Origin of the sequence: Paenibacillus sp. IHB B 3084 (assembly GCF_001447315.1) — a bacterium.
In the GTDB taxonomy this organism is placed as follows: Bacteria; Bacillota; Bacilli; order Paenibacillales; family Paenibacillaceae; genus Paenibacillus.
The window spans coordinates 3,154,536-3,173,586 of sequence record NZ_CP013203.1 but is presented as its reverse complement, the minus strand read 5'-3'; the positions used below and the strand labels follow the sequence as shown (position 1 = coordinate 3,173,586).

The 19,051-nt window shown below is 48.1% G+C and carries 17 protein-coding genes; all 17 read right to left on the bottom strand.

What is annotated here, in order from left to right:
* Positions 1-25: 25 nt before the first annotated feature.
* Entirely contained in the window at positions 26-1,156 is a 1,131-nt protein-coding gene (locus tag ASL14_RS14955) for a glycosyltransferase family 4 protein (protein WP_134912176.1), read from the bottom strand.
* Between the two features lie 137 nt (positions 1,157-1,293).
* Positions 1,294-2,055 carry a WecB/TagA/CpsF family glycosyltransferase gene (locus ASL14_RS14950; RefSeq protein WP_134912175.1) on the bottom strand — a complete coding sequence of 254 codons (762 nt, stop codon included), beginning with the start codon at positions 2,053-2,055 and terminating at the stop codon, positions 1,294-1,296.
* 8 nt (positions 2,056-2,063) lie between these two features.
* Entirely contained in the window at positions 2,064-3,200 is a 1,137-nt protein-coding gene (gene csaB, locus ASL14_RS14945; protein ID WP_134912174.1) for a polysaccharide pyruvyl transferase CsaB, read from the bottom strand.
* A complete protein-coding gene (locus tag ASL14_RS14940) occupies positions 3,176-5,191 on the bottom strand; it encodes a DUF5693 family protein (RefSeq protein WP_134912173.1) in 2,016 nt (671 codons plus the stop codon). Before ASL14_RS14940 ends, csaB begins: the two co-directional genes overlap by 25 nt.
* A 259-nt stretch (positions 5,192-5,450) precedes the next feature.
* Positions 5,451-7,169, bottom strand: a complete 1,719-nt coding sequence (locus ASL14_RS14935) for a phospho-sugar mutase (RefSeq protein WP_134912172.1) — start codon at positions 7,167-7,169, stop codon at positions 5,451-5,453.
* Between the two features lie 98 nt (positions 7,170-7,267).
* On the bottom strand, positions 7,268-7,714 hold the full coding sequence (gene fabZ, locus ASL14_RS14930; RefSeq protein ID WP_013312312.1) for a 3-hydroxyacyl-ACP dehydratase FabZ: 447 nt from the start codon (positions 7,712-7,714) through the stop codon (positions 7,268-7,270).
* An 897-nt stretch (positions 7,715-8,611) separates the two neighbouring features.
* Complete coding sequence (locus tag ASL14_RS14925; RefSeq protein WP_134912171.1) at positions 8,612-8,824, bottom strand: DNA-directed RNA polymerase subunit beta; 213 nt, start codon at positions 8,822-8,824, stop codon at positions 8,612-8,614.
* Between the two features lie 10 nt (positions 8,825-8,834).
* On the bottom strand, positions 8,835-9,662 hold the full coding sequence (locus tag ASL14_RS14920; protein ID WP_134912170.1) for a flagellar hook-basal body protein: 828 nt from the start codon (positions 9,660-9,662) through the stop codon (positions 8,835-8,837).
* A 13-nt stretch (positions 9,663-9,675) separates the two neighbouring features.
* Positions 9,676-10,560 carry a flagellar hook-basal body protein gene (locus ASL14_RS14915; RefSeq protein WP_134912169.1) on the bottom strand — a complete coding sequence of 295 codons (885 nt, stop codon included), beginning with the start codon at positions 10,558-10,560 and terminating at the stop codon, positions 9,676-9,678.
* A gap of 122 nt (positions 10,561-10,682) precedes the next feature.
* On the bottom strand, positions 10,683-11,681 hold the full coding sequence (locus ASL14_RS14910) for a rod shape-determining protein (RefSeq protein WP_044646231.1): 999 nt from the start codon (positions 11,679-11,681) through the stop codon (positions 10,683-10,685).
* A gap of 172 nt (positions 11,682-11,853) precedes the next feature.
* Complete coding sequence (gene spoIIID / locus ASL14_RS14905; RefSeq protein WP_007432737.1) at positions 11,854-12,141, bottom strand: sporulation transcriptional regulator SpoIIID; 288 nt, start codon at positions 12,139-12,141, stop codon at positions 11,854-11,856.
* Between the two features lie 200 nt (positions 12,142-12,341).
* Positions 12,342-13,082, bottom strand: a complete 741-nt coding sequence (locus tag ASL14_RS14900) for a stage II sporulation protein SpoIIQ (RefSeq protein ID WP_134912168.1) — start codon at positions 13,080-13,082, stop codon at positions 12,342-12,344.
* A 70-nt stretch (positions 13,083-13,152) separates the two neighbouring features.
* A complete protein-coding gene (gene spoIID / locus ASL14_RS14895; protein WP_134912167.1) occupies positions 13,153-14,583 on the bottom strand; it encodes a stage II sporulation protein D in 1,431 nt (476 codons plus the stop codon).
* A 234-nt stretch (positions 14,584-14,817) separates the two neighbouring features.
* Entirely contained in the window at positions 14,818-16,167 is a 1,350-nt protein-coding gene (gene murA, locus ASL14_RS14890; protein WP_134912166.1) for a UDP-N-acetylglucosamine 1-carboxyvinyltransferase, read from the bottom strand.
* A 324-nt stretch (positions 16,168-16,491) separates the two neighbouring features.
* The gene (locus tag ASL14_RS14885) at positions 16,492-16,743 is read right to left on the bottom strand and encodes a DUF1146 family protein (protein ID WP_025683770.1); all 252 of its coding nucleotides are present in this window, start codon (positions 16,741-16,743) and stop codon (positions 16,492-16,494) included.
* Positions 16,744-17,092: 349 nt separating this feature from the next.
* Positions 17,093-17,506 carry a F0F1 ATP synthase subunit epsilon gene (locus tag ASL14_RS14875; protein WP_025683771.1) on the bottom strand — a complete coding sequence of 138 codons (414 nt, stop codon included), beginning with the start codon at positions 17,504-17,506 and terminating at the stop codon, positions 17,093-17,095.
* A 69-nt stretch (positions 17,507-17,575) separates the two neighbouring features.
* Positions 17,576-18,976, bottom strand: coding sequence for a F0F1 ATP synthase subunit beta (gene atpD / locus ASL14_RS14870; protein ID WP_025683772.1), 1,401 nt, complete (start codon positions 18,974-18,976; stop codon positions 17,576-17,578).
* Positions 18,977-19,051 lie beyond the last annotated feature (75 nt).

Genomic DNA, 19,051 nt, shown 5'->3' with positions numbered 1-19,051 from the left:
GAAGACTTACTTTTAAAATAAAAAATTATAATTTCGACCGAGTCTGGGAATCTGGCTTAGCCAGCAACCGAATCAGGGTGTTAATCACCGGACGTTTGGTTTTGCCGACAAGACCAATAACCTCGGCGCCGATCTGTAAGAAGAACATCATTATACATATCACGACAAAGATAACCCAGTTCGCTTCATTAAGCGCAGCATATGATTGAATCACGGCTAATACACCGAAAAATGCAGCAATAGCGTAAATAATCAATACGGTCTGTCTGTGGCTAAAGCCCAATTCACGCAGACAGTGATGTAAATGACCTTTGTCTGGTGAGAAAATCGGTTTTTTCTGCAACTTGCGACGAATGATTGCAAAGAATGTATCTGACAAAGGTACGCCGATAATGATCAATGGCGTAATAAACGATACAATAGCGATCTGTTTGAATCCAAGCATCGACAGCATCGCCAGGCAGAAGCCCAAAAATAGAGATCCTGTATCACCCATAAATATTTTTGCAGGATGAAAGTTAAAAAATAGAAATCCGATAATGCTACCCAGCAGCACAAGGCAAAGCATAGCAACCATATAGTTGCCCATCAGAAGAGACATTACAAAAATCGTTCCGATTGCAATTCCTGAAACACCAGCAGCCAGTCCATCCAGACCGTCAATCAAATTGATGGCATTCGTTACACCTACAATCCAGAAAATTGTAAGCGGGATGGAGATCCAGCTTTCCAAAGAAGAGTATGCATCCTGAAAAGGCACGTTCACAAAATCAACACGAATATCAAAAGCAAATACAACCATACACGCAACGGCAATTTGAGCCAAAAATTTCAATTTTGCATTAAGATCAAAACGATCATCGAGGGCACCAATCAATGTAATCAACGTTCCGCCAATTAGAAAGGCTGCGATAAAGTTAATATCCCTTGAGGACAGCAATCCTTCAGGCACAAAAGGCAAAATCGCCAATAAGGACAAAAGAAATGCCAGGAAAATCCCCAGACCGCCAAGACGCGGCATAATTCGGGTATGTACCTTTCGGGCATTCGGCACATCGACGGCTCCAACCTTCACAGCAAATTTCTTGACGAGCGGTGTCAATAACAGCGCAAGTCCCAGTGCCATGATGAAACCAATAATATAGATCAATAGCATTTGATCATTCGACCCCCAATTTTAAAGCAATCCCTTTTCAGATGTAACCGCATTGAATTATACTCTGATCGAAAATAAATACCAAGCTTCATATTCTGGCAAATTAGCGGGTTTTGAAGGCAGATTCAAGCTATTTATCACACTTTTGTGACGTTTTCTTTTTCACGCATCACTTTCACGGCGAATTTCGGCAACGCAAGCATTCTTTTGTACCGACTTGGCTCTTTCAATAGCCTATACAACCACTCAGCTCTGAGCTTCTGGAACAATTTAGGTGCACGTTTGGCTTTACCGGATATAACATCGAAGCTACCGCCCACCCCCATCATTACGGGAACACCCAATTGTTCTTTATATTTACCAATCCAGGGCTCCTGCGTGTCTGCTCCACGTGCTACAAACAGCAAATCGGGATTTGCTTCACGAATAGCTGCAATCACTGCTTCATCCTCTTCCGGTCCAAAAAATCCGTCACGCTTGCCGCAAACCGTAATTCCAGGATAAAGCTCATGTACCCGTTGTGCAGTCGCTTGAATCACCTCGGATGTCGATCCGAGCAAATAAACTTTCCAATGATAGTTTTCTCCAGCTCCAAGTAATTCATGTAACAAGTCAAAACCCGCCACTCGTTCAGGTACTGGATGCCCTACATAATTTGCGGCCCAGACCACGCCGGTCCCATCCGGGACGACGAGCTCCGCCTGCTTCATCACGGACATGTACACTGGATTATCCAATGCAGCCATAACCATAATCGGATTAGCAGTAATCACCTGATGCGGACGGCGAGACTCTATCGCCTGGATCAATACATTTAATGTATCTTCCATATTAAGCCTTGATACCGGAACACCGAAAATCGGGACGGTAGGCACATTCGTAACCTTATCGACTGTCACTGTATCCATCATCCTTTGCGACACAAGTAATTAATGATATGCTGTGCCGGCAAACGGGCCTCGCTCTTCAACAAAGCAATTGCCGCTCCCTGGCTCTCGATCCATTGGCTCCGCTGATCCAGCAATCGTATAGCCTCATCAGCCAGCTTTTGACCATTCAGCGCTTCTGTGGTGCCTACAGGCTGGCTACCGACGCGGCCGAGGAAATGGTCAATTTTCGGATCATAGGATATCCCCAACGGGGGCACCTGATGGGATGCTGCATAAATCAGACTGTGCAATCTCATCCCGATCATCAAACTACAACGACTGACTTCCAGCAACATCTGCTGAGGATCGGTAACCTGCTCACATATACTAACACGGCTGCCCGTTTCCCTAATATCCCCTAACAAATCCATGACCATCCTTGAAGCCTGCTCATCGTCTGGCAGATGGAAAGGAAAAAAGCGCAAATGTACACGGCGCCCAGCAGCTAATTTCTTCAAACCATCCGCAATCGCCGTTAATTCACGACGTTCCTTGTCCCAGTAACGTACGGACACACCAACGATTGGAAGTTCATCTTCTCCTTCGACAGCCGCTCCTTGCAAACCTTCGGAATTGGAGGGCAATGGAAGCCCCATTACTGGATCGGGAACGACCTCAACAACAGGACGTTTTAATTTCATGGTGCCCAGTAGCGCCGCAGACTGTTCATCTCTTACAGATACATATTCGCAGCGCTGAAACACCGACCGAATCATAGGATAAAATATCTTCCGTTGTACCGGACCAATGCCCTGAGCATATACAAACGTCGGCTTTCCAGCCCATTGGGCCAGTTTCAGAATCGCCAGATAATACGGAATAGTTTTAGGGCTTGTTGCATCCTGGAGCAAACTCCCGCCGCCACTTATTAGCCCATCGCTGTTTTTAATCGCTCTACGAACTTCCCCCAGACTCATCCGTGGTACAGCTTCTACTCCGTACATTTTCTGTGTCCAAGCGGGATCAGAAGACAGAACAACAGGCTTGATTGTAATCCCCGCCTGACGACTCTCCTCCTCTAAAGCTGTCAAAATCGACTTAAGCACCGCCTCATCTCCACTATTGTTAAAGCCGTAATAACCCGAGATGATTATCGTTTGAGCTGTGGTGACCATTTCTTCCAACACCTTTCCAGCACTTGCCACACGACAATTGCGATGATTCCCAGCACCAGGCCCAAGCCCAATCCTAACAGCCCGCGACTAAGCGACAATGCCGCTGGAGAGTGAATGTGAGCAAAGGTATCCACCATAGAGGCTTGACCAATAGCAGCGATAATCAGCAAATAGATCGCTTTGCGATATTTCAACGCCAGGAACGCACCAGCAATAAATAGTGGATGTGCCATCAAGAATTCCTTATTACGCGGACGTACACCAAATGCATTCTCAAGAAAATTCCGGAAAACCAGCTCCGTGTTCGACACCGTACCCGCATTTCCGGTACGAGTCAAATAGTAATAACCTGCGGCTGCGATAACAGCCAGTGCGATAACCCACAATACAGTAATCGGCGTACGTAGCAGCTTGGAAATTTCCTCTCGTATAGAAACGCCACGATAAAAGAAAATATATATCGCCGCCAAAAAAATCGGCAAAATGTGAAGCAAGCTTACACCTCTAAATTGGTTCAGCACAAGGCTGTAGGCAATACTGTTCAACAGCGCAATAACGAAAGGCACCGCAGCCAGCGACAAAATCGCCGTCTGCACGTACAGTATAAACGTTTGAATCAAACGCTGACCTACAGAAAGTTCAGCTCCCTGTTCACGTTTAATTCTAATCGTACGCACAGCGATGATCATTGCAACCGTAGGTCCGCTAATCGCTGCGAGTAGGGCCAGGCCTTGCTCCATCAAGCTGGAGTTCAGAACATAAAGTCCTGCTGAACCTACTAAACCGAGTGCAAATGCCAGCAAAGTCAATGCCGGGACGAAATAGGACACCATAATGGAGAAGAATGCCAGTGCACCCAGTACGACGATCATTTTCAGATAGCGCTGAATGGAAGAATCGACGACTTGGAACGGTTCAGCCTGTCCGAGTTCAAACCCTTTTTTCTCCATCCGTTGTACAACGTTACCCGGCTTGTCCAAGCTGTGGATCAGGTTATCTACCGAATCCTTCACCTTGGCTTCAGCAATACTACGGCTAGGCGCGGTATTCAGATACAACATGCGAATATTACGGTCCTTGGTGGCCAGTGCAAAACGATCGGCCAACGTTTCCACATCAAGCGTTGAATCTTTATCGCTCAATGAGTATAAACGCACAACGTTATAGTGGATATCGTAAGCGAGCTTATTGAAGCCTGCTTGCGGTTTTTTTAAGTTTTCGATAGCAGCTAGGCCAATATCGTATTTGTTCAACAATTTAGCAAATGCCGCTAAGCTATGCTCTTTCTCGTTATCGGTGAAGCCTTTGACTGAATCACCTTCAAACAAAATGCGTTTTACACCATTCTGCTGAAAGGAAGCAAGCATCTCTTCCGTCAACTCCTGGTTGTAAGGAAGACTATCACTCATCCGTGGAACAATAAAAAATCCTTTGCTCCGAAGCTGCTTCATCGCAATCGGGTCAGGCTGCATGGGCTTGAGATACGCATCCTCTGGAGATGTTTCCACAACTAACCCTTCCTGCCCCTGATAAGTCCAAGGTTTTACATTGATGTCCAGACTTGTAAACGTACGTAAAATCAACGGCTTTAATGCGTTGGCATTTTCTTTGTCAGCGAAAACAATATACGTAAAATTCTCATTTGCAGGTGAAAGCCGTTTTTCCATATCGGCAACGTTTTGAGTCGTATAGGTTACAACTCGACCCGCTTTACGGAAATCATCCAACGTACTTTCATACATCGCCATGCTGTTCACACCCGCTTGCTGTAAGCGGTCAAGTTGCTCATTCAGATAGTCCTGCGGGTGAGCCTGATACGAGGCTGCCTCCGTCAAATCCCGATAATCGAATACAATCTCTACTTTTTTACTCGAGGATTCTGTCTTCACACGATCGGCGATGACTGGAATGGAAGCCAGCAAGCCGACAGCCACCAAAATCCATAACCATTTTCGAGAAGCCGTATTCCAATACTGCCATTTCTGATACACCAAAGAACCTCCTTAATATTCGGGATTTTGCAAAATTCAATGCTGCCCACCTTGTCATACTCAGCCCTTTGGTAGGTCACTCATTGAATTTTGCAAAATCCTCCGTTGCCGGAATAAGCCTATTTTCCCAAAGCCTCTTCCAGGTTATTCTGCAATACAGAAATGACCTCCACGGCGTACTGCCCTTTGCCGTGAGAGGTCACCGATTACTATATCTTATCCAATTACCTTAACCTATTCTATTATAAAGGGATTTTTCTCAAGCGTCTACGCGAGCCATAACAGCATCGACCAGGTGGCTGATTCTTTGCTCCGCGTCTGACAGCGAGGAACCGCGTACCGCAAAATATACTTTGATTTTGGGCTCTGTGCCCGAAGGACGCAGGCAAAACCACGAACCGTCCTCCAGTAAGAATTTGAGTACATTTTCCTGTGGAAGTCCGTCCAGACCTTGTGAGTAGTCCAGTACCTTATCTACCTTCACGCCTGCAATCTCTTGAGGCGCGTTGCTACGCCAATCGGTCATTTTGCCCTGAATTTGTGCCACTCCATCCTTACCCTTAAGGGTACGAGACTCCAGCTTCTCAAGGAAGTAGCCAAACTGCTCGTACAGCTCTTGTAAAACATCATAGAGCGTCTTACCTTGTGTGCTGTAATAAGCAGCAGCTTCAGCGATCAGCATAGCCGCCAAGACCGCATCCTTGTCACGGGCATAATTGCCTGCCAAATAGCCGTAGCTCTCCTCATAGCCAAACAGGTAGGTATAATCACCCGTTTGGTCGAACTGATTCATTTTCTCACCAATGTACTTGAAGCCCGTAAGCGTGTTGAATACCGTTGCTCCAAAATGCTCAGCAATCACTGCGCCCATTTCACTCGTTACGATGGTTTTAATGACAGCTCCGTTATTTGGGAGCTTACCCGTTTCTTTTAGCTGGTTCAATAAGTAGTAGACCATGATCGAGCCAGACTGATTACCGGACAATACTACATACTCGCCGTCACGGTTTTTCACAACTGCTCCCATGCGATCCGCATCGGGGTCTGTACCGATCAACAGGTCCGCACCAATCTTTTCACCCAGTGCAATCGCCAGCTTGAAGGCATCGCGTTCTTCCGGGTTGGGTGATTTGACAGTAGAAAATTCAGCATCCGGCTGTTCTTGCTCAGGCACAATATGTACCTGCTCAAAACCGATTTTCTCCAACACGCGACGAACCGGTACATTGCCTGAGCCATGAAGAGGTGTAAACACAACCTTGAAGTTTTTGCCTGGACCGGCTGCAATCAGCTCACGGTTTACACTCACACTGGCTACCGTATCTACAAACGCTTCATCTTCCTCTTCTCCAAGCCAAACCAACAATCCCTGTACCTCTGCTTCTTCACGTGTCAGACTGCGAATGTCGGCAAAAGAAGGAACCTCACGGATATAACCAATTACCTGTTCAGCCTGATCTGGAACAAGCTGACCCCCTTCATCGTTGTATACCTTGTATCCATTATACTCAGGAGGATTGTGACTCGCTGTCACAACAATCCCTCCACTGGCTCCCAAATGACGTACACTAAACGAAAGCTGTGGCGTTGGACGCAAGGAAGGGAACAACTTAGCCACGATACCATTGCCCGCCAGCACCAAAGCTGCATCCAGAGCAAACTCTGGTGAAAAATGACGAGAATCATGTGCAATGACAACCGAAGGTTTGCCTTCTTTACCAGCATGCTGTTCTAAAATATAGCGAGCCAGCCCTTGAGTCGCACGTCCAATGACGTAACGGTTCATCCGATTACTTCCTGCCCCGATCACTCCACGCAGACCGCCTGTACCAAATTCCAGCTCTTTGTAAAAGCGATCTTCCAGTTCCTGCTCGTTGCCTTCCAACGCGCGCAACTCCTGTTTGGTTTCTTCATCAATATAAGGGTCTTGCAGCCAGCTCTCAATGCCTTCTAATGCTTTTTTACTCAACTGCGTCATACGGAATTTCCCCTCTCCATTTTTGGGTTGTCAAAACAGGATTTCTATGTACACATGCACTCGATTCAGACGCCGTGCTTATGTCGGCAGAGCTTTATTTATTGGGGAGGGTCAGATAAAGCAAACATAATTTCGCCCTCAGCTACTACCGTATCGCCTACTTTAGCCGTAGCTTTCCCTTTGCCAAATGCGCCTTTGGAACGAGTGATTTCCACTTCAAGCGTCAGCGTATCCCCAGGAACCACCTGTCCACGGAAACGGAAACCATCCAACCCTGCCAAGAACCCGATTTTGCCACGATTGCTCTCTAGGTGCAGTAATGCGACAGCCCCAACTTGAGCCAGTGCTTCGGTGATCAACACACCAGGCATAACGGGATACCCCGGAAAATGTCCAATGAAATGAGGCTCATTCATCGTTACATTTTTAATGCCTACTGCTCTTTTCCCTTCCTCCAGCTCAATAATACGATCCACCAATAAAAATGGCGCTCGATGTGGGATAATCTCCTGAATTTGATTAACATCCAATTGCAATTTGTCCATTTACCTTAATAACTCCTCCCGCTTGCAAATTTGACTCTGTTCAGTCATGAGTTACTGCAAGCATAATATTACCCCGCTTGCGCTGCATAAAAACAGCTCATAACGGCAACAATGTTAGATATCCTTCACCTACTGCAGAAGTGGAGGTTGAGATAAGGGGCTTTTTCCGCCGGTTATGCAACCTGAGGCGCGAAGAAGCCCTTTTGCCCGTGCTTGGTTTTACCCCGCAGTGTTTAAACTTCCCCATCATTATACAGTTATCAGGTGTAAAAAGAAAATTACGCGGAAGTACCATATTGGGTGCTCCTATTATGGGGTGAAGCGGAGCTTCAATTTGAGTCAAGGGGACGGGCTGCGCGATTTATTTGATCTTCCGATCGCTGTTGCCCCTTAATTTTTTTCGTTTTATAAAGCCTTTAAGGTTAAAATTTAGGAGCAAAGGCGAACGCTGCCGCTTCTCCAGATTCAAATAAACCTCTCCGCCAAGTTACTTTTGGCTCAAAAAGAAAGCCTGCTTCAATAATGCTCGCTTGGCGTGAAGGGCGAAACAACACCGAAGGCCTCTGCGACGGCCTTCATTGGCTGCAATCCATACGCGCTACGCTGGAGGCTCCTGCCGTTAAAGGCACAACAAAACCCTGCGCCGCTGGCACAGGGTTTTGTTGTTTTATTACTACCCACACAAATTGCAGGTGGTTTATTTTAATAAAAGTGGCCCTAATGGCGGGTAGCAGCGGAGCGGGCAGAATTGTTCTGAAGAAGCGCAGCGTTTGCCTTTATCCCCGGATTCAAACCTCGAATGTTTTAAAATCAAAAGGAATCTGGGGATAACAGCAATCGGAAGAACAATCTGCACGCGGAGCGGTCTTCTCCCGCCCCCCACTCATTTAAAGTAAACTAAGGCGCAAATATAAGATCAATGACGTGCTGCCAGGTTTTCCATTCAAATACGCCTGCCAGCCCTTGCTTGCCTACGATCACATATCCTGCAATCAAACCACCCAGCAGCGAGAATAGGAGCAGCAACGGTATTACGAAATAACGGGCAGTACGCCAGCGAGACTTCGCCTTTTCAGGCACCGGACGGGAATTGGGTTGTTCTTCTTTCATCACCAAATCCCTATGCCCTCAGATTGTTGGCCAGGTTCATCATCGTGTCGCTAGAAGTCAGCGCCCGTGCCGCCAATTGATACATTCGCTGAACTTGCATCATGTCCGTCATTTCACCCGCTAAATCTACATTGGACTCTTCCAGATAACCGGAACGTACAGATACGTCAGCTGGAACAGCGCCCGCTACACCTGCTGCACCAAATACATTCGCTTCTGTCACACCATATGCTAACACGAACAGGTTATCGTCCCGCTGTTCCAATCCTTCTGGACGTTGCACATCCATCAGCTTGATCCGTTGACCAACTATTGGATTTCCCGTTCCGTCTGGGCGAATAAGCAATTCACCGTCCGGGTTAATCGCTACCTTGGAGCCAGACGGAGCAGTTACAGGAACATCATTGTTATCCAGCACTTGATAGCCTTCAGAAGTTGTCAGCAACATCGTTTTGCCGTCATTCGGATCTGGAACAAACTGAAAGCTGCCGTCACGCGTCCAAGCCTTCTGTCCATTTCCCTGAACTTCGAACATGGCATTGCCCTGGATCGCAAGATCGGTAGGAAGGCCCGTCTCTTTAAGCGGTCCCTGCTCCATATTTTTCATAGCCGAGGCTACTTTCACACCGTAGCCCAAATTATAGCCAAGCGGCATAGCCCGTCCATTTTGGAGATACGTTGAAGGCTGCTGCTGCACATTGGCCAGCACATCTTCAAAAGAACCCTGTTTACTCTTATAACCAACCGTATTGACATTGGCGATATTATCGGCAATCAAATCCAAGCGCTGCTGCACACTGGCCATAGACACCATTGCGCCGATCATGGAGTTGTTCATCACTTACCCCCTGTTATACACGGCCTACTTCATTAACGGCCTTGTCCAAGCTTTTATCATAAAATTGAATGATCTTCTGATTCGCTTCATACGCTCTTAACGCAGCCATCATATCCACCATCGACTGCGAAGCGTCCACATTGGATACTTCCAGATAGCCTTGACGAACAGATACCACATCATTCGCAGTCATCGTTCTGGCCGTAGCACCGTCCGTATCATTCAGACGGAAATTCCCGTTACCTTCACGGACGAGCTGGTATGGACGGTCAATGACACTGATTCCAAGCGTCGTTCCCAACGTCTGATTAGAGGCTTTGTCCACCAATTCGCCCCGCTCATTTACTTTAAGCGCTGAAACAGCACCCGTCAATTGAATCGGCTTGCCATTCGTATCCAGCACTGCTGAACCAGTCGACGAGAGCAACGCACCCGTTCCATTTACCTGAAAATGCCCATCACGTGTATAGCGTACATTACCGTTGCTGTCTTGAACCGTAAAAAACGCTTCCGGACGATAGGTGACTTCACCGTTAGCATTGATGAATTTCCCCGCCCGATCAAAAGCCATAGGCTGACCGGTTGCCGGGTCGTTCACGTTAATATTGGACTGTATTGCGAAATCCGTAGCTTGTCCGCTATCCTTCAATGCCCCCTGAATGTAAGGGGAGAGGCTTTCCTCAGCAAAAACGCCAGTATTGAGCTTGCCGACCGTACGGTCCGGGTTATTCGGATTGCCCCCGGTCATCGAAATAAGCATTTCGGGAAAAGAACGCTGAACACTATTTTCCTGCTTGTATCCCGGTGTGTTCATATTGGCAATATTTTGCGTCACGGTGTCATGGCGTCGTTGTTGCGTTGTCATTCCGGCGGCCGCAGTATATAAACCTCTCAACATGTATCGTGCACCCCAATTCTGTACTCTCCTGGTCAAAAATCTGCTCGTACGGAGGCATGGAAGCCAAAACCTAGATAGCCTGCCTGATCGTACACGAGTCTCTTATAATCACTATCGGCAGATTAGAACTTTTTCTTAACGACATGATCCAAATTATCCAGCATAATTCCTGTGCCCTTGACGACACAATGCATCGGATCTTCAGCAACCAGTACCGGAACACGCAGCTCCTCGGCAAGCAGCTCGTCCAAACCGCTTAGCAACGCGCCGCCGCCAGTCAAAATAACACCACGATCAATGATGTCTGCTGACAGTTCCGGTGGAGTCTGCTCCAATACAAACTTGGCCGCAGCCACAATCGCTGATACAGGATCTCTGAGCGCATCCTGCACTTCAGCCGCAGAAATACTTAACGTTTTAGGCAATCCGGATACCATATCCCGCCCCCGGATGTCCATTTCTGCCTGTCGTCCGCTCGGATGCACGGTACCGATGGCGATTTTAATATCTTCCGCCGTACGTTCCCCGATCAAAAGCTTGTACTTTGTTTTCACATATTTCATGATGGCGGAATCAAACTTGTCTCCTGCCATTTTAATGGAAGAAGCCGTTACTACATCCCCCATAGAGAGGACCGCAACGTCTGTTGTTCCACCACCAATATCCACAACCATATTGCCACTAGGCTCAAAAATATCCATTCCTGCCCCGATGGCAGCTGCTTTTGGCTCTTCCTCCAAAAATACTTCTTTGGCCCCGCTACGCTCCGCCGCTTCACGAATCGCTTTTTGTTCCACTGAGGTAATGTTCGTCGGCGCACAAATCAGAATACGAGGGTGGCTATACCAGCTTTTTCCTCCTACCCGATTGATAAAATATTTTAGCATCGCTTCGGTCACTTCAAAATCGGCGATGACACCGTCGCGTAGTGGACGGATAGCTATGATATTACCGGGAGTACGTCCAACCATACGGCGCGCTTCCTCTCCGACAGCCAGAACTCTTTTTGTATCGCTTTCTATTGCAACAACGGAAGGTTCGTCAAGAACAACCCCCTTCCCTTTGACGTGGATAAGCACGTTGGCCGTACCGAGGTCGATACCGATATCATTACTGAACATATTAAAAAGGCCCCCAAAGTGATATTTTAAAAAGCTGAGATTCGACAAGAAGCGGCAAATATATGTATAAACCTACGGTTACATGTCATTTTTCGATCTTGTACCATCTTTTAACATATCATACTTCAGGGGGTTGATTCAATGGCTTTGCCAGCCAATTCACTATATATTTTTAGGACTTGCCTGAAACGAGGATCTCCCTTCTTTTGCCGCTCGTTTTTTTGTACTTGATTTTCGTCGCTTCCCCTCCCCTCAGATGGCGGATGGATTTATGGTATTCGAGAATGTGCTTCACCTGATCTGCAAGGTCCGGGTTGATTTCAGGCAGCCGTTCGGTCAGATCTTTATGCACCGTGCTCTTGGAGACACCAAATTCCTTGGCAATCGTACGGACCGTATTCCTTGTTTCCACGATACAGCGACCGATTTTGATGGTCCGTTCCTTGATGTAATCGTGCACGCTCCCGCCTCCCTACTGTGGATAGTTTGGTACATTATATGAGGAGTGTGCCTATATATTCGCGGTTTGGCGGGAAGACATGCTTCGGAAGGCCTATTTATTTGGCAAAAGCAACTGATGTTGACCCCATGAACTACAAAAGCACAAGAAAAAAGCGAGGGATGATGATCCCCCACTTTACATGAAAAGCTATGGCTAATTTATTTTTTAGGAAGCAGACCGGTTGGATTCACTGGCTTGGCATCCTGATACACTTCAAAATGCAGATGTGTTTTCAAATCCTTTTCAAGTTCATTACGACCCGCCGAAGCGATGACATCGTTCTGTTTTACTTGATCGCCTTCTTTTACTTTCAGATCGTTCAAGCTTTGGTACACGGTTCTGAGATTATTATCATGTGTAATTTCCACCACATTGCCTACCAGCGGGTGTTGTTCCACACGAGTCACTTTACCACTGAGGGCAGCTCTCACTTCGAACGTTTGATCATCGGCGCGGGAAAGATCAATCCCGGTGTTGGCGGTAAAGGTTTTATCGTACTCTACCATCGCAGCCGCCTGTTCGTCAGCAGTCGCGTTTTCGTCAAAGAATGGCTTTACGACCTGTACTGCGGCAGCATCTGCTACCGGCCATGCGAGATTTTCCGACTGGGCAACGACTTCCATACTTTCAGGCTGTTGTCCGGTAACATCGGTATTGATCGTTGTTGTATTCTGTACCGATGAATTAGTTGGGTCAGGTTTGAAAGACTTCTGGCTGGCATCCTGATAGACCCACACTAAAGTTAGTATAATGGCTGCTGCGGCAATGTAGGCTGCCGGGTATGCCCACCTTTTGGACAACAGCTTTTTCCACGAAGACGGCCGTGAAGCCCTTCCACCCTGAAAGGTTTTGGGTGTTTCTTCATGATTTTGGTTCTGGTTTTTATTTTGTTCACTCATTTGCTCATCACCTCAGTAACCAGTGTTACCGGGTGCAACTCTTTTATACTTCAAAGTTTTGAAAAATTTACTAACTTAGAATACGAGAGGCTTGGGCAAAGGAAACGCCCGTATAATAGTGAAGGAGAATTTGAGTGGCGGTATGTCCTTCCTTGGCCATTCCGTTAGCTCCCCATTGGCTCATACCGACACCATGTCCGTATCCGTAGGTTGTAATGGCGATCCGATCCCCTTCCGCCTTCCACGTAAATTCAGCAGAACGCAATCCCAACTTATTTCGGATTTCCGGCCCTGTAAAAATAGTGCCCCCTACTTCGATCTGCTTGATCCGATGTCCCTTTGTCTTGGAAAGTATCCGAATTTCCGGTATACTCCCTCCTCCGGCAGAAGCGGCCATCGCCGTACGGCTCAAACCCAATCTATTAAACACAGTCTGACGGCTCAGTGTGACGGTTTCTGCATAACGGGGCGCAAGCTGCTTGTCCCATGGACTTGACACACTCCGTAAATAAGGCACAGCCTTGGCCCATACATCCTCTGAATTTTCAGTATAACCGTTACTGGTAGAAAAAAAGGAAGCGGTAATCGGCTTGCCCTCATATACCATGATCGTATCCTTGGTGTCGCGTACAGCCTGCCGGATTTTGGCCAGTTCTGCGGATTTGCCAGCATGCCCCCACTCTCTATTAAGTTTGGCTTTGGAAATGTAGGCTTGGTGCTTAACCGTATCGGTCACATCCGCCCCCGCCGGAGCGCCGCTGGTGTCATCAGCCAGCAAACGGCGGGCAATGAAGGTACGCGCGGCAATGGCCTGCGCCTTCAGCGCCTCGCCCTCGAAGCTGGGCGGCATTTCGGCAGCTACTACGCCGACAATGTATTGCTCCAGCGGCAGCGTCTCCGTGCGACCGGTGGACGTGACGTACACGCGCACGTCCGGCTCTGCCGCCGCTGGTACGCTGCGCGCTGGCGCGGCGGGCACCGCAGGCATGGGCGGGACGCCCGGCAGGCGTGTAACAGGCGCCTCGCCCTTCGCAACCGCTGGCGTAGCCGTGCGGTTGCCAGGCGGTAACGGTTGCGCCGTGTGGCGTGGCCACGCCATTAGTGCGGGCACCACCAGCGCTAGCGCAAGCAGGCCCGCCATAGCCGCGGCGGGCAGCCACGGGCGGTGACTGCCCCAGCGCGGGACATGCCCGGTGGCAGGCCGCAGATACGACAGCGGCACGGACGGCTGGCTGCCGCGTGCTTCGCGGGTCGTGACTGCCCCGGGGGCGAGCGACGACGCCGGGATAGGGCGCTGCGCGGGAGTGACCGCCGCCGCACGTCGGGCGGTGAGGGTCACTCTGTCAGGAGCTGACGCGCCCGGCGGAACGGTCTGCTGTTGCACAGGACGCCCTGCCTGTGCAACAGCTATAGAGCCGTGGCTGTCTCCCACAGGTGAAACCCGGCGATGTTCCTTGGCATGATGAATGGGTATACAAATACGAACCTGTGAATCTTTCATAAGCTGAAACCTCCATCAAAGGGCTAGAGTCCGGCTGGAAGCAACGATATGCTCCAGCAGATATTTTCAATCATATGAGGTCGTCCACTTTGATAGAACCCTTTTAAGAGAACTGAAAGAATGAAAAAGACAGACTGAAAACATAAAAAACCAAGTCCATAATGGACTTGGTTTCTCACTTGTTCGTAAATATTACAACATGTATTAGCCGCATGAGGCTATATACGCTAAAGCTTAGGCCAGGGAAGGCTGAATCTTGAACAGATTCCCTGATGCCGGTTCTGGTATGACGCGCTCAGCACTGGAAGCACCCAGCTTGGGCTCTTCAACCGTTACTCTGTAAATATCCGCGCCTAACCCGGTCAGCTTCTCAGCCAGATGAACATAACCACGGTCGATATGATGTACGCCGGAAACCTCCGTTGTACCTTCCGCAATCAGCCCAGTCAGAATCAAGGCAGCACCTGCACGCAGATCTGTTGAGGTCACTTTTGCACCTGTCAATTTAGCATTGCCGGTTACAATAGCGGAACGGCCTTCAACTTTAATCTCCGCATTCATCAGATGAAATTCATCCACATGCATAAAACGATTTTCAAATACGGTTTCCGTGATAATGCTGGTTCCTTCAGCGGCAAGTTGAAGTGCCATCATCTGAGACTGCATATCCGTAGGGAAACCAGGATAAGGCAACGTTTTAACGTCGACGGCCTTTAACGGTTTATCCGAAATTACGCGAATTCCATTTTCATCCGGTTGAATGGTTACACCCATTTCTTCCATCTTGGAGATAACCGGTCCCAAATGGTCCGATATCGCGCCTTCTACATATACGTTCCCGCCTGTGATCGCAGCAGCAACCATGTAAGTACCTGCTTCTACCCGGTCGGGAATGACCGTATGCTTCACACCGTGCAGCTTTTCAACACCTTCAATGCGAATAACGCCTGTACCTGCACCGCGCACCTTGGCACCCATACCGTTCAGGAAATTCGCAAGATCAACGATCTCAGGTTCCTTGGCAGCATTTTCAATGGTGGTAATGCCCTCCGCTAGAGTAGCGGCCATCATAATATTTTCGGTCGCACCTACGCTGGCTACATCCAAATAAACTTTGGCTCCGCGCAGACGTCCGTTACTTTTAGCTTCAATAAATCCTTGGCCCAGACTAATCTCGGCGCCCAATGCCTCAAAACCCTTCAAATGCTGATCAATCGGTCGCGTACCAATTGCACATCCGCCTGGAAGCGAAATTCTTGTGTGTCCCAAACGTGTAAGCAACGGCCCCATAACCAAAAACGATGCGCGCATTTTCCTAACCCACTCGTAAGGGGCTTCACAGGAAATTATCTTCCGCGCGTCAACACGAATGACCTCGTCTTGGTATGTAACGCCTGCTCCTAAGGACTCCAGCACTTTGTTAATGGTCATCACATCGTCTAGAGGAGGTGCATCAATGATAACACTTTCTCCTTCTTCTCCTAAAAGAGAAGCGGCGATGATCGGCAGAACTGAGTTTTTGGCTCCGCTGACTTTGACACTCCCGGTCAATCTGTTGCCACCGCGGACGATAAATTTGCTCATCTATGGTTCCCTCCGCGCGTCATTTCCCTTTTCCATCATGGAAAAAAAGAACATTTTCCGCTATTTTCATGCCTTGCTTTTTCATTACATAAAAAAACAAGAATTTACTAATACCCTAACTGCCATCATAACACTGATTAAATCAAGTATACAAGCGTTTTTTACACATGACGACTATTGTGCTTCTAGCCTGCTCGACCAGCTATACACGTATAGTTCTTTTGTTTACCATTGTTGACAATATGGCACGATGTTATTCGACAATTCCCGCAGATACACAGCCATAAAGTCATATAACCCGCCCTCTTCATGTTAAAACACATTCTAAAGCATCTGGCTCCATGAGATATAGCTTAACAGAAACCCGGACACCAGTTGTCCCAAAATAATGGCAAGAAACAAGTGCAGCAATCTGCCCTGTGGTCCCTTTGGATGCCTGATGAACAAATCCAGCTTTAAGCTCTGTAAGGCCCACCAAGCTAGCGCTATACAAATGAGCGACACGATCATGGAGACTAGCGCGGTCATACTCGCCGATTGACTTAACTGTTCAGCCAATTGCTGCTTCCCGTTCATCCGTAATCCCTCCCACCTGCGTCACAGACTTCTTTATAATACTCGGCGAACGCCTAATATGCCAGTGCTAATTCTATTTTCAGGACAATTATTTCGACAAAATACGAACATTTTCTTCTGTTTCGTGAATTTAAAAGGTACTATGTACCTAGCTATTAGGCAAGAAATAGGACTGTACTTTTGGAAATCATATCTAAAAAAAGGGCTCGATCACAGTGATCGAAGGAAGGAAAAGGCTACCTCCTCTTCTTCTGCCGGAACATCATTTGGCAGAAACTATGAAGCGGTCTCCCTGTCATTCCATCCGCATACCATGCCGAACCCTTTTACAATCCAGTTAAACCCAATATTAATTCTTATTGGTTCTGATGCTTGTTGCATTCAGACGGTTAAGTGCCCGTTGCAGGGCTACCTCCGCCCGATGATGGTCTACTTTCTCCTGCTTGCTCTGGAGCCGCAGCTCTGCCCGCTCCCTTGCCGCACGGGCACGCTCCACATCAATATCCTCGGAACGCTCCGCACTTTCAGCCAAAATGACCACTTTATCCTTGCGGACTTCAACAAAGCCCCCATTGACTGCAATCACTTCTGTCTGACCGCCAGTTTTAATACGTACCGGCGCAATCTTCAAGGGAGTGACCAAGGGAAGGTGTCCGGGTAAAATCCCGAGATCGCCTTCCGAGCCGCGAACACTGATGCTGTTTACCTGTTCTGCAAAGACCAGGCGCTCCGGCGTCACAATCTCCAACAAATATGTGCTCACTTGAATCCCTCCTGAAAGCTGCCCGCAGACAACTCACTTCGTAAGGCTCGGCTATTCTTCGCCTGTATGCTACAGCGTTTTGGCTTTTTCTACCGCTTCCTCGATGGCCCCTACAAAAAGGAAGGCCGCTTCTGGAAGATGATCATACTTGCCTTCCAGAATTTCTTTGAAGCTTCGTACAGTTTCTTTAACCGGTACATATTTACCCGGAAAGCCGTTGAACGCTTCGGCAACGTGGAAAGGTTGGGACAAGAAACGCTGGATTTTGCGCGCACGGGCTACCAGCATTTTATCTTCTTCACTCAGCTCGTCCATACCCAGGATAGCAATGATATCCTGAAGCTCGTTATAACGGGCCAAAATTTGTTTTACACCTTGTGCTACATTATAATGCTCTTCACCCACAACTTCCGGAGACAAAATCCGGGAGCTCGACGCGAGTGGATCAACCGCTGGGTAGATACCCATTTCGGAAATTTTACGCTCCAGATTTGTCGTTGCATCCAAATGGGCAAACGTTGTAGCAGGAGCCGGGTCAGTGTAGTCATCCGCAGGTACATAGATCGCCTGAATGGAAGTAACAGAACCCTTTTTAGTAGAAGTAATCCGTTCTTGCAATTGACCCATCTCAGTTGCCAGCGTAGGCTGGTAACCTACTGCCGAAGGCATACGTCCCAAGAGGGCGGAAACCTCGGAACCAGCTTGGGTAAAGCGGAAGATGTTATCAATAAAGAGCAACACGTCACGGCCTTCCTGATCACGGAAATACTCCGCCATCGTCAGACCCGTAAGGGCAACACGCAAGCGCGCGCCTGGAGGCTCGTTCATTTGTCCGAACACCATCGCTGTTTTGTTGATAACGCCGGAATCTCTCATTTCATGGTACAAGTCATTTCCTTCACGTGTGCGTTCACCAACGCCTGCAAATACGGAAATACCACCATGTTCCTGAGCGATATTGTTAATCAATTCCTGAATAGTTACCGTTTTACCTACACCGGCACCGCCAAACAGCCCGACTTTACCGCCTTTGGCGTAAGGAGCCAGCAGGTCGATAACTTTAATGCCGGTTTCGAGCATTTCTGCTTGAGTTGTCAATTCATCGAAGGCAGGAGCCTGACGGTGAATCGGATTTCTAGCTGTTTCACTCAAATCAGTACCATTATCAATTGGCGTTCCAAGTACGTTAAATACGCGTCCCAGAGTTGCTTCACCGACAGGTACCGAAATAGGTGCTCCCTGATCGATTGCTTCAACTCCACGAACCAGACCATCTGTGGAAGACATGGCAATACAACGCACACGGTTGTCACCAAGGTGTTTCGATGCTTCGAGCGTCAGGTCAACTTTGACTCCGTTCTCCAGCACAGTCCCAATATGAATGGCATTCAGGATTTCCGGAAGCTGTCCGCGTTCAAACTCAACGTCGACAACCGGACCCATGATGCTCACTACGCGTCCTTTGTTCATCTTTTGGTTTCCCTCCTACAAGCTTGCACAGCCGCAAATCCGAACTACACGATTTGTTTTGCGCCCGCAAATTAT

What these genes read in the sequence shown, in the direction of transcription:
- ASL14_RS14955 (WP_134912176.1), bottom strand. Translation starts at nt 1,156, where the DNA reads ATGCTATTGATCTATATTATTGGTTTCATCATGGCACTGGGACTTGCG.
- ASL14_RS14925 (WP_134912171.1), bottom strand. Translation starts at nt 8,824, where the DNA reads ATGAAAGAAGAACAACCCAATTCCCGTCCGGTGCCTGAAAAGGCGAAG.
- atpD (WP_025683772.1), bottom strand. Translation starts at nt 18,976, where the DNA reads ATGAACAAAGGACGCGTAGTGAGCATCATGGGTCCGGTTGTCGACGTT.
- murA (WP_134912166.1), bottom strand. Translation starts at nt 16,167, where the DNA reads ATGAGCAAATTTATCGTCCGCGGTGGCAACAGATTGACCGGGAGTGTC.
- csaB (WP_134912174.1), bottom strand. Translation starts at nt 3,200, where the DNA reads ATGGTCACCACAGCTCAAACGATAATCATCTCGGGTTATTACGGCTTT.
- ASL14_RS14935 (WP_134912172.1), bottom strand. Translation starts at nt 7,169, where the DNA reads ATGACGCAGTTGAGTAAAAAAGCATTAGAAGGCATTGAGAGCTGGCTG.
- spoIID (WP_134912167.1), bottom strand. Translation starts at nt 14,583, where the DNA reads ATGAAAGATTCACAGGTTCGTATTTGTATACCCATTCATCATGCCAAG.
- ASL14_RS14885 (WP_025683770.1), bottom strand. Translation starts at nt 16,743, where the DNA reads ATGAACGGGAAGCAGCAATTGGCTGAACAGTTAAGTCAATCGGCGAGT.
- ASL14_RS14915 (WP_134912169.1), bottom strand. Translation starts at nt 10,560, where the DNA reads ATGTTGAGAGGTTTATATACTGCGGCCGCCGGAATGACAACGCAACAA.
- ASL14_RS14900 (WP_134912168.1), bottom strand. Translation starts at nt 13,082, where the DNA reads ATGAGTGAACAAAATAAAAACCAGAACCAAAATCATGAAGAAACACCC.
- ASL14_RS14920 (WP_134912170.1), bottom strand. Translation starts at nt 9,662, where the DNA reads ATGAACAACTCCATGATCGGCGCAATGGTGTCTATGGCCAGTGTGCAG.
- ASL14_RS14910 (WP_044646231.1), bottom strand. Translation starts at nt 11,681, where the DNA reads ATGTTCAGTAATGATATCGGTATCGACCTCGGTACGGCCAACGTGCTT.
- fabZ (WP_013312312.1), bottom strand. Translation starts at nt 7,714, where the DNA reads ATGGACAAATTGCAATTGGATGTTAATCAAATTCAGGAGATTATCCCA.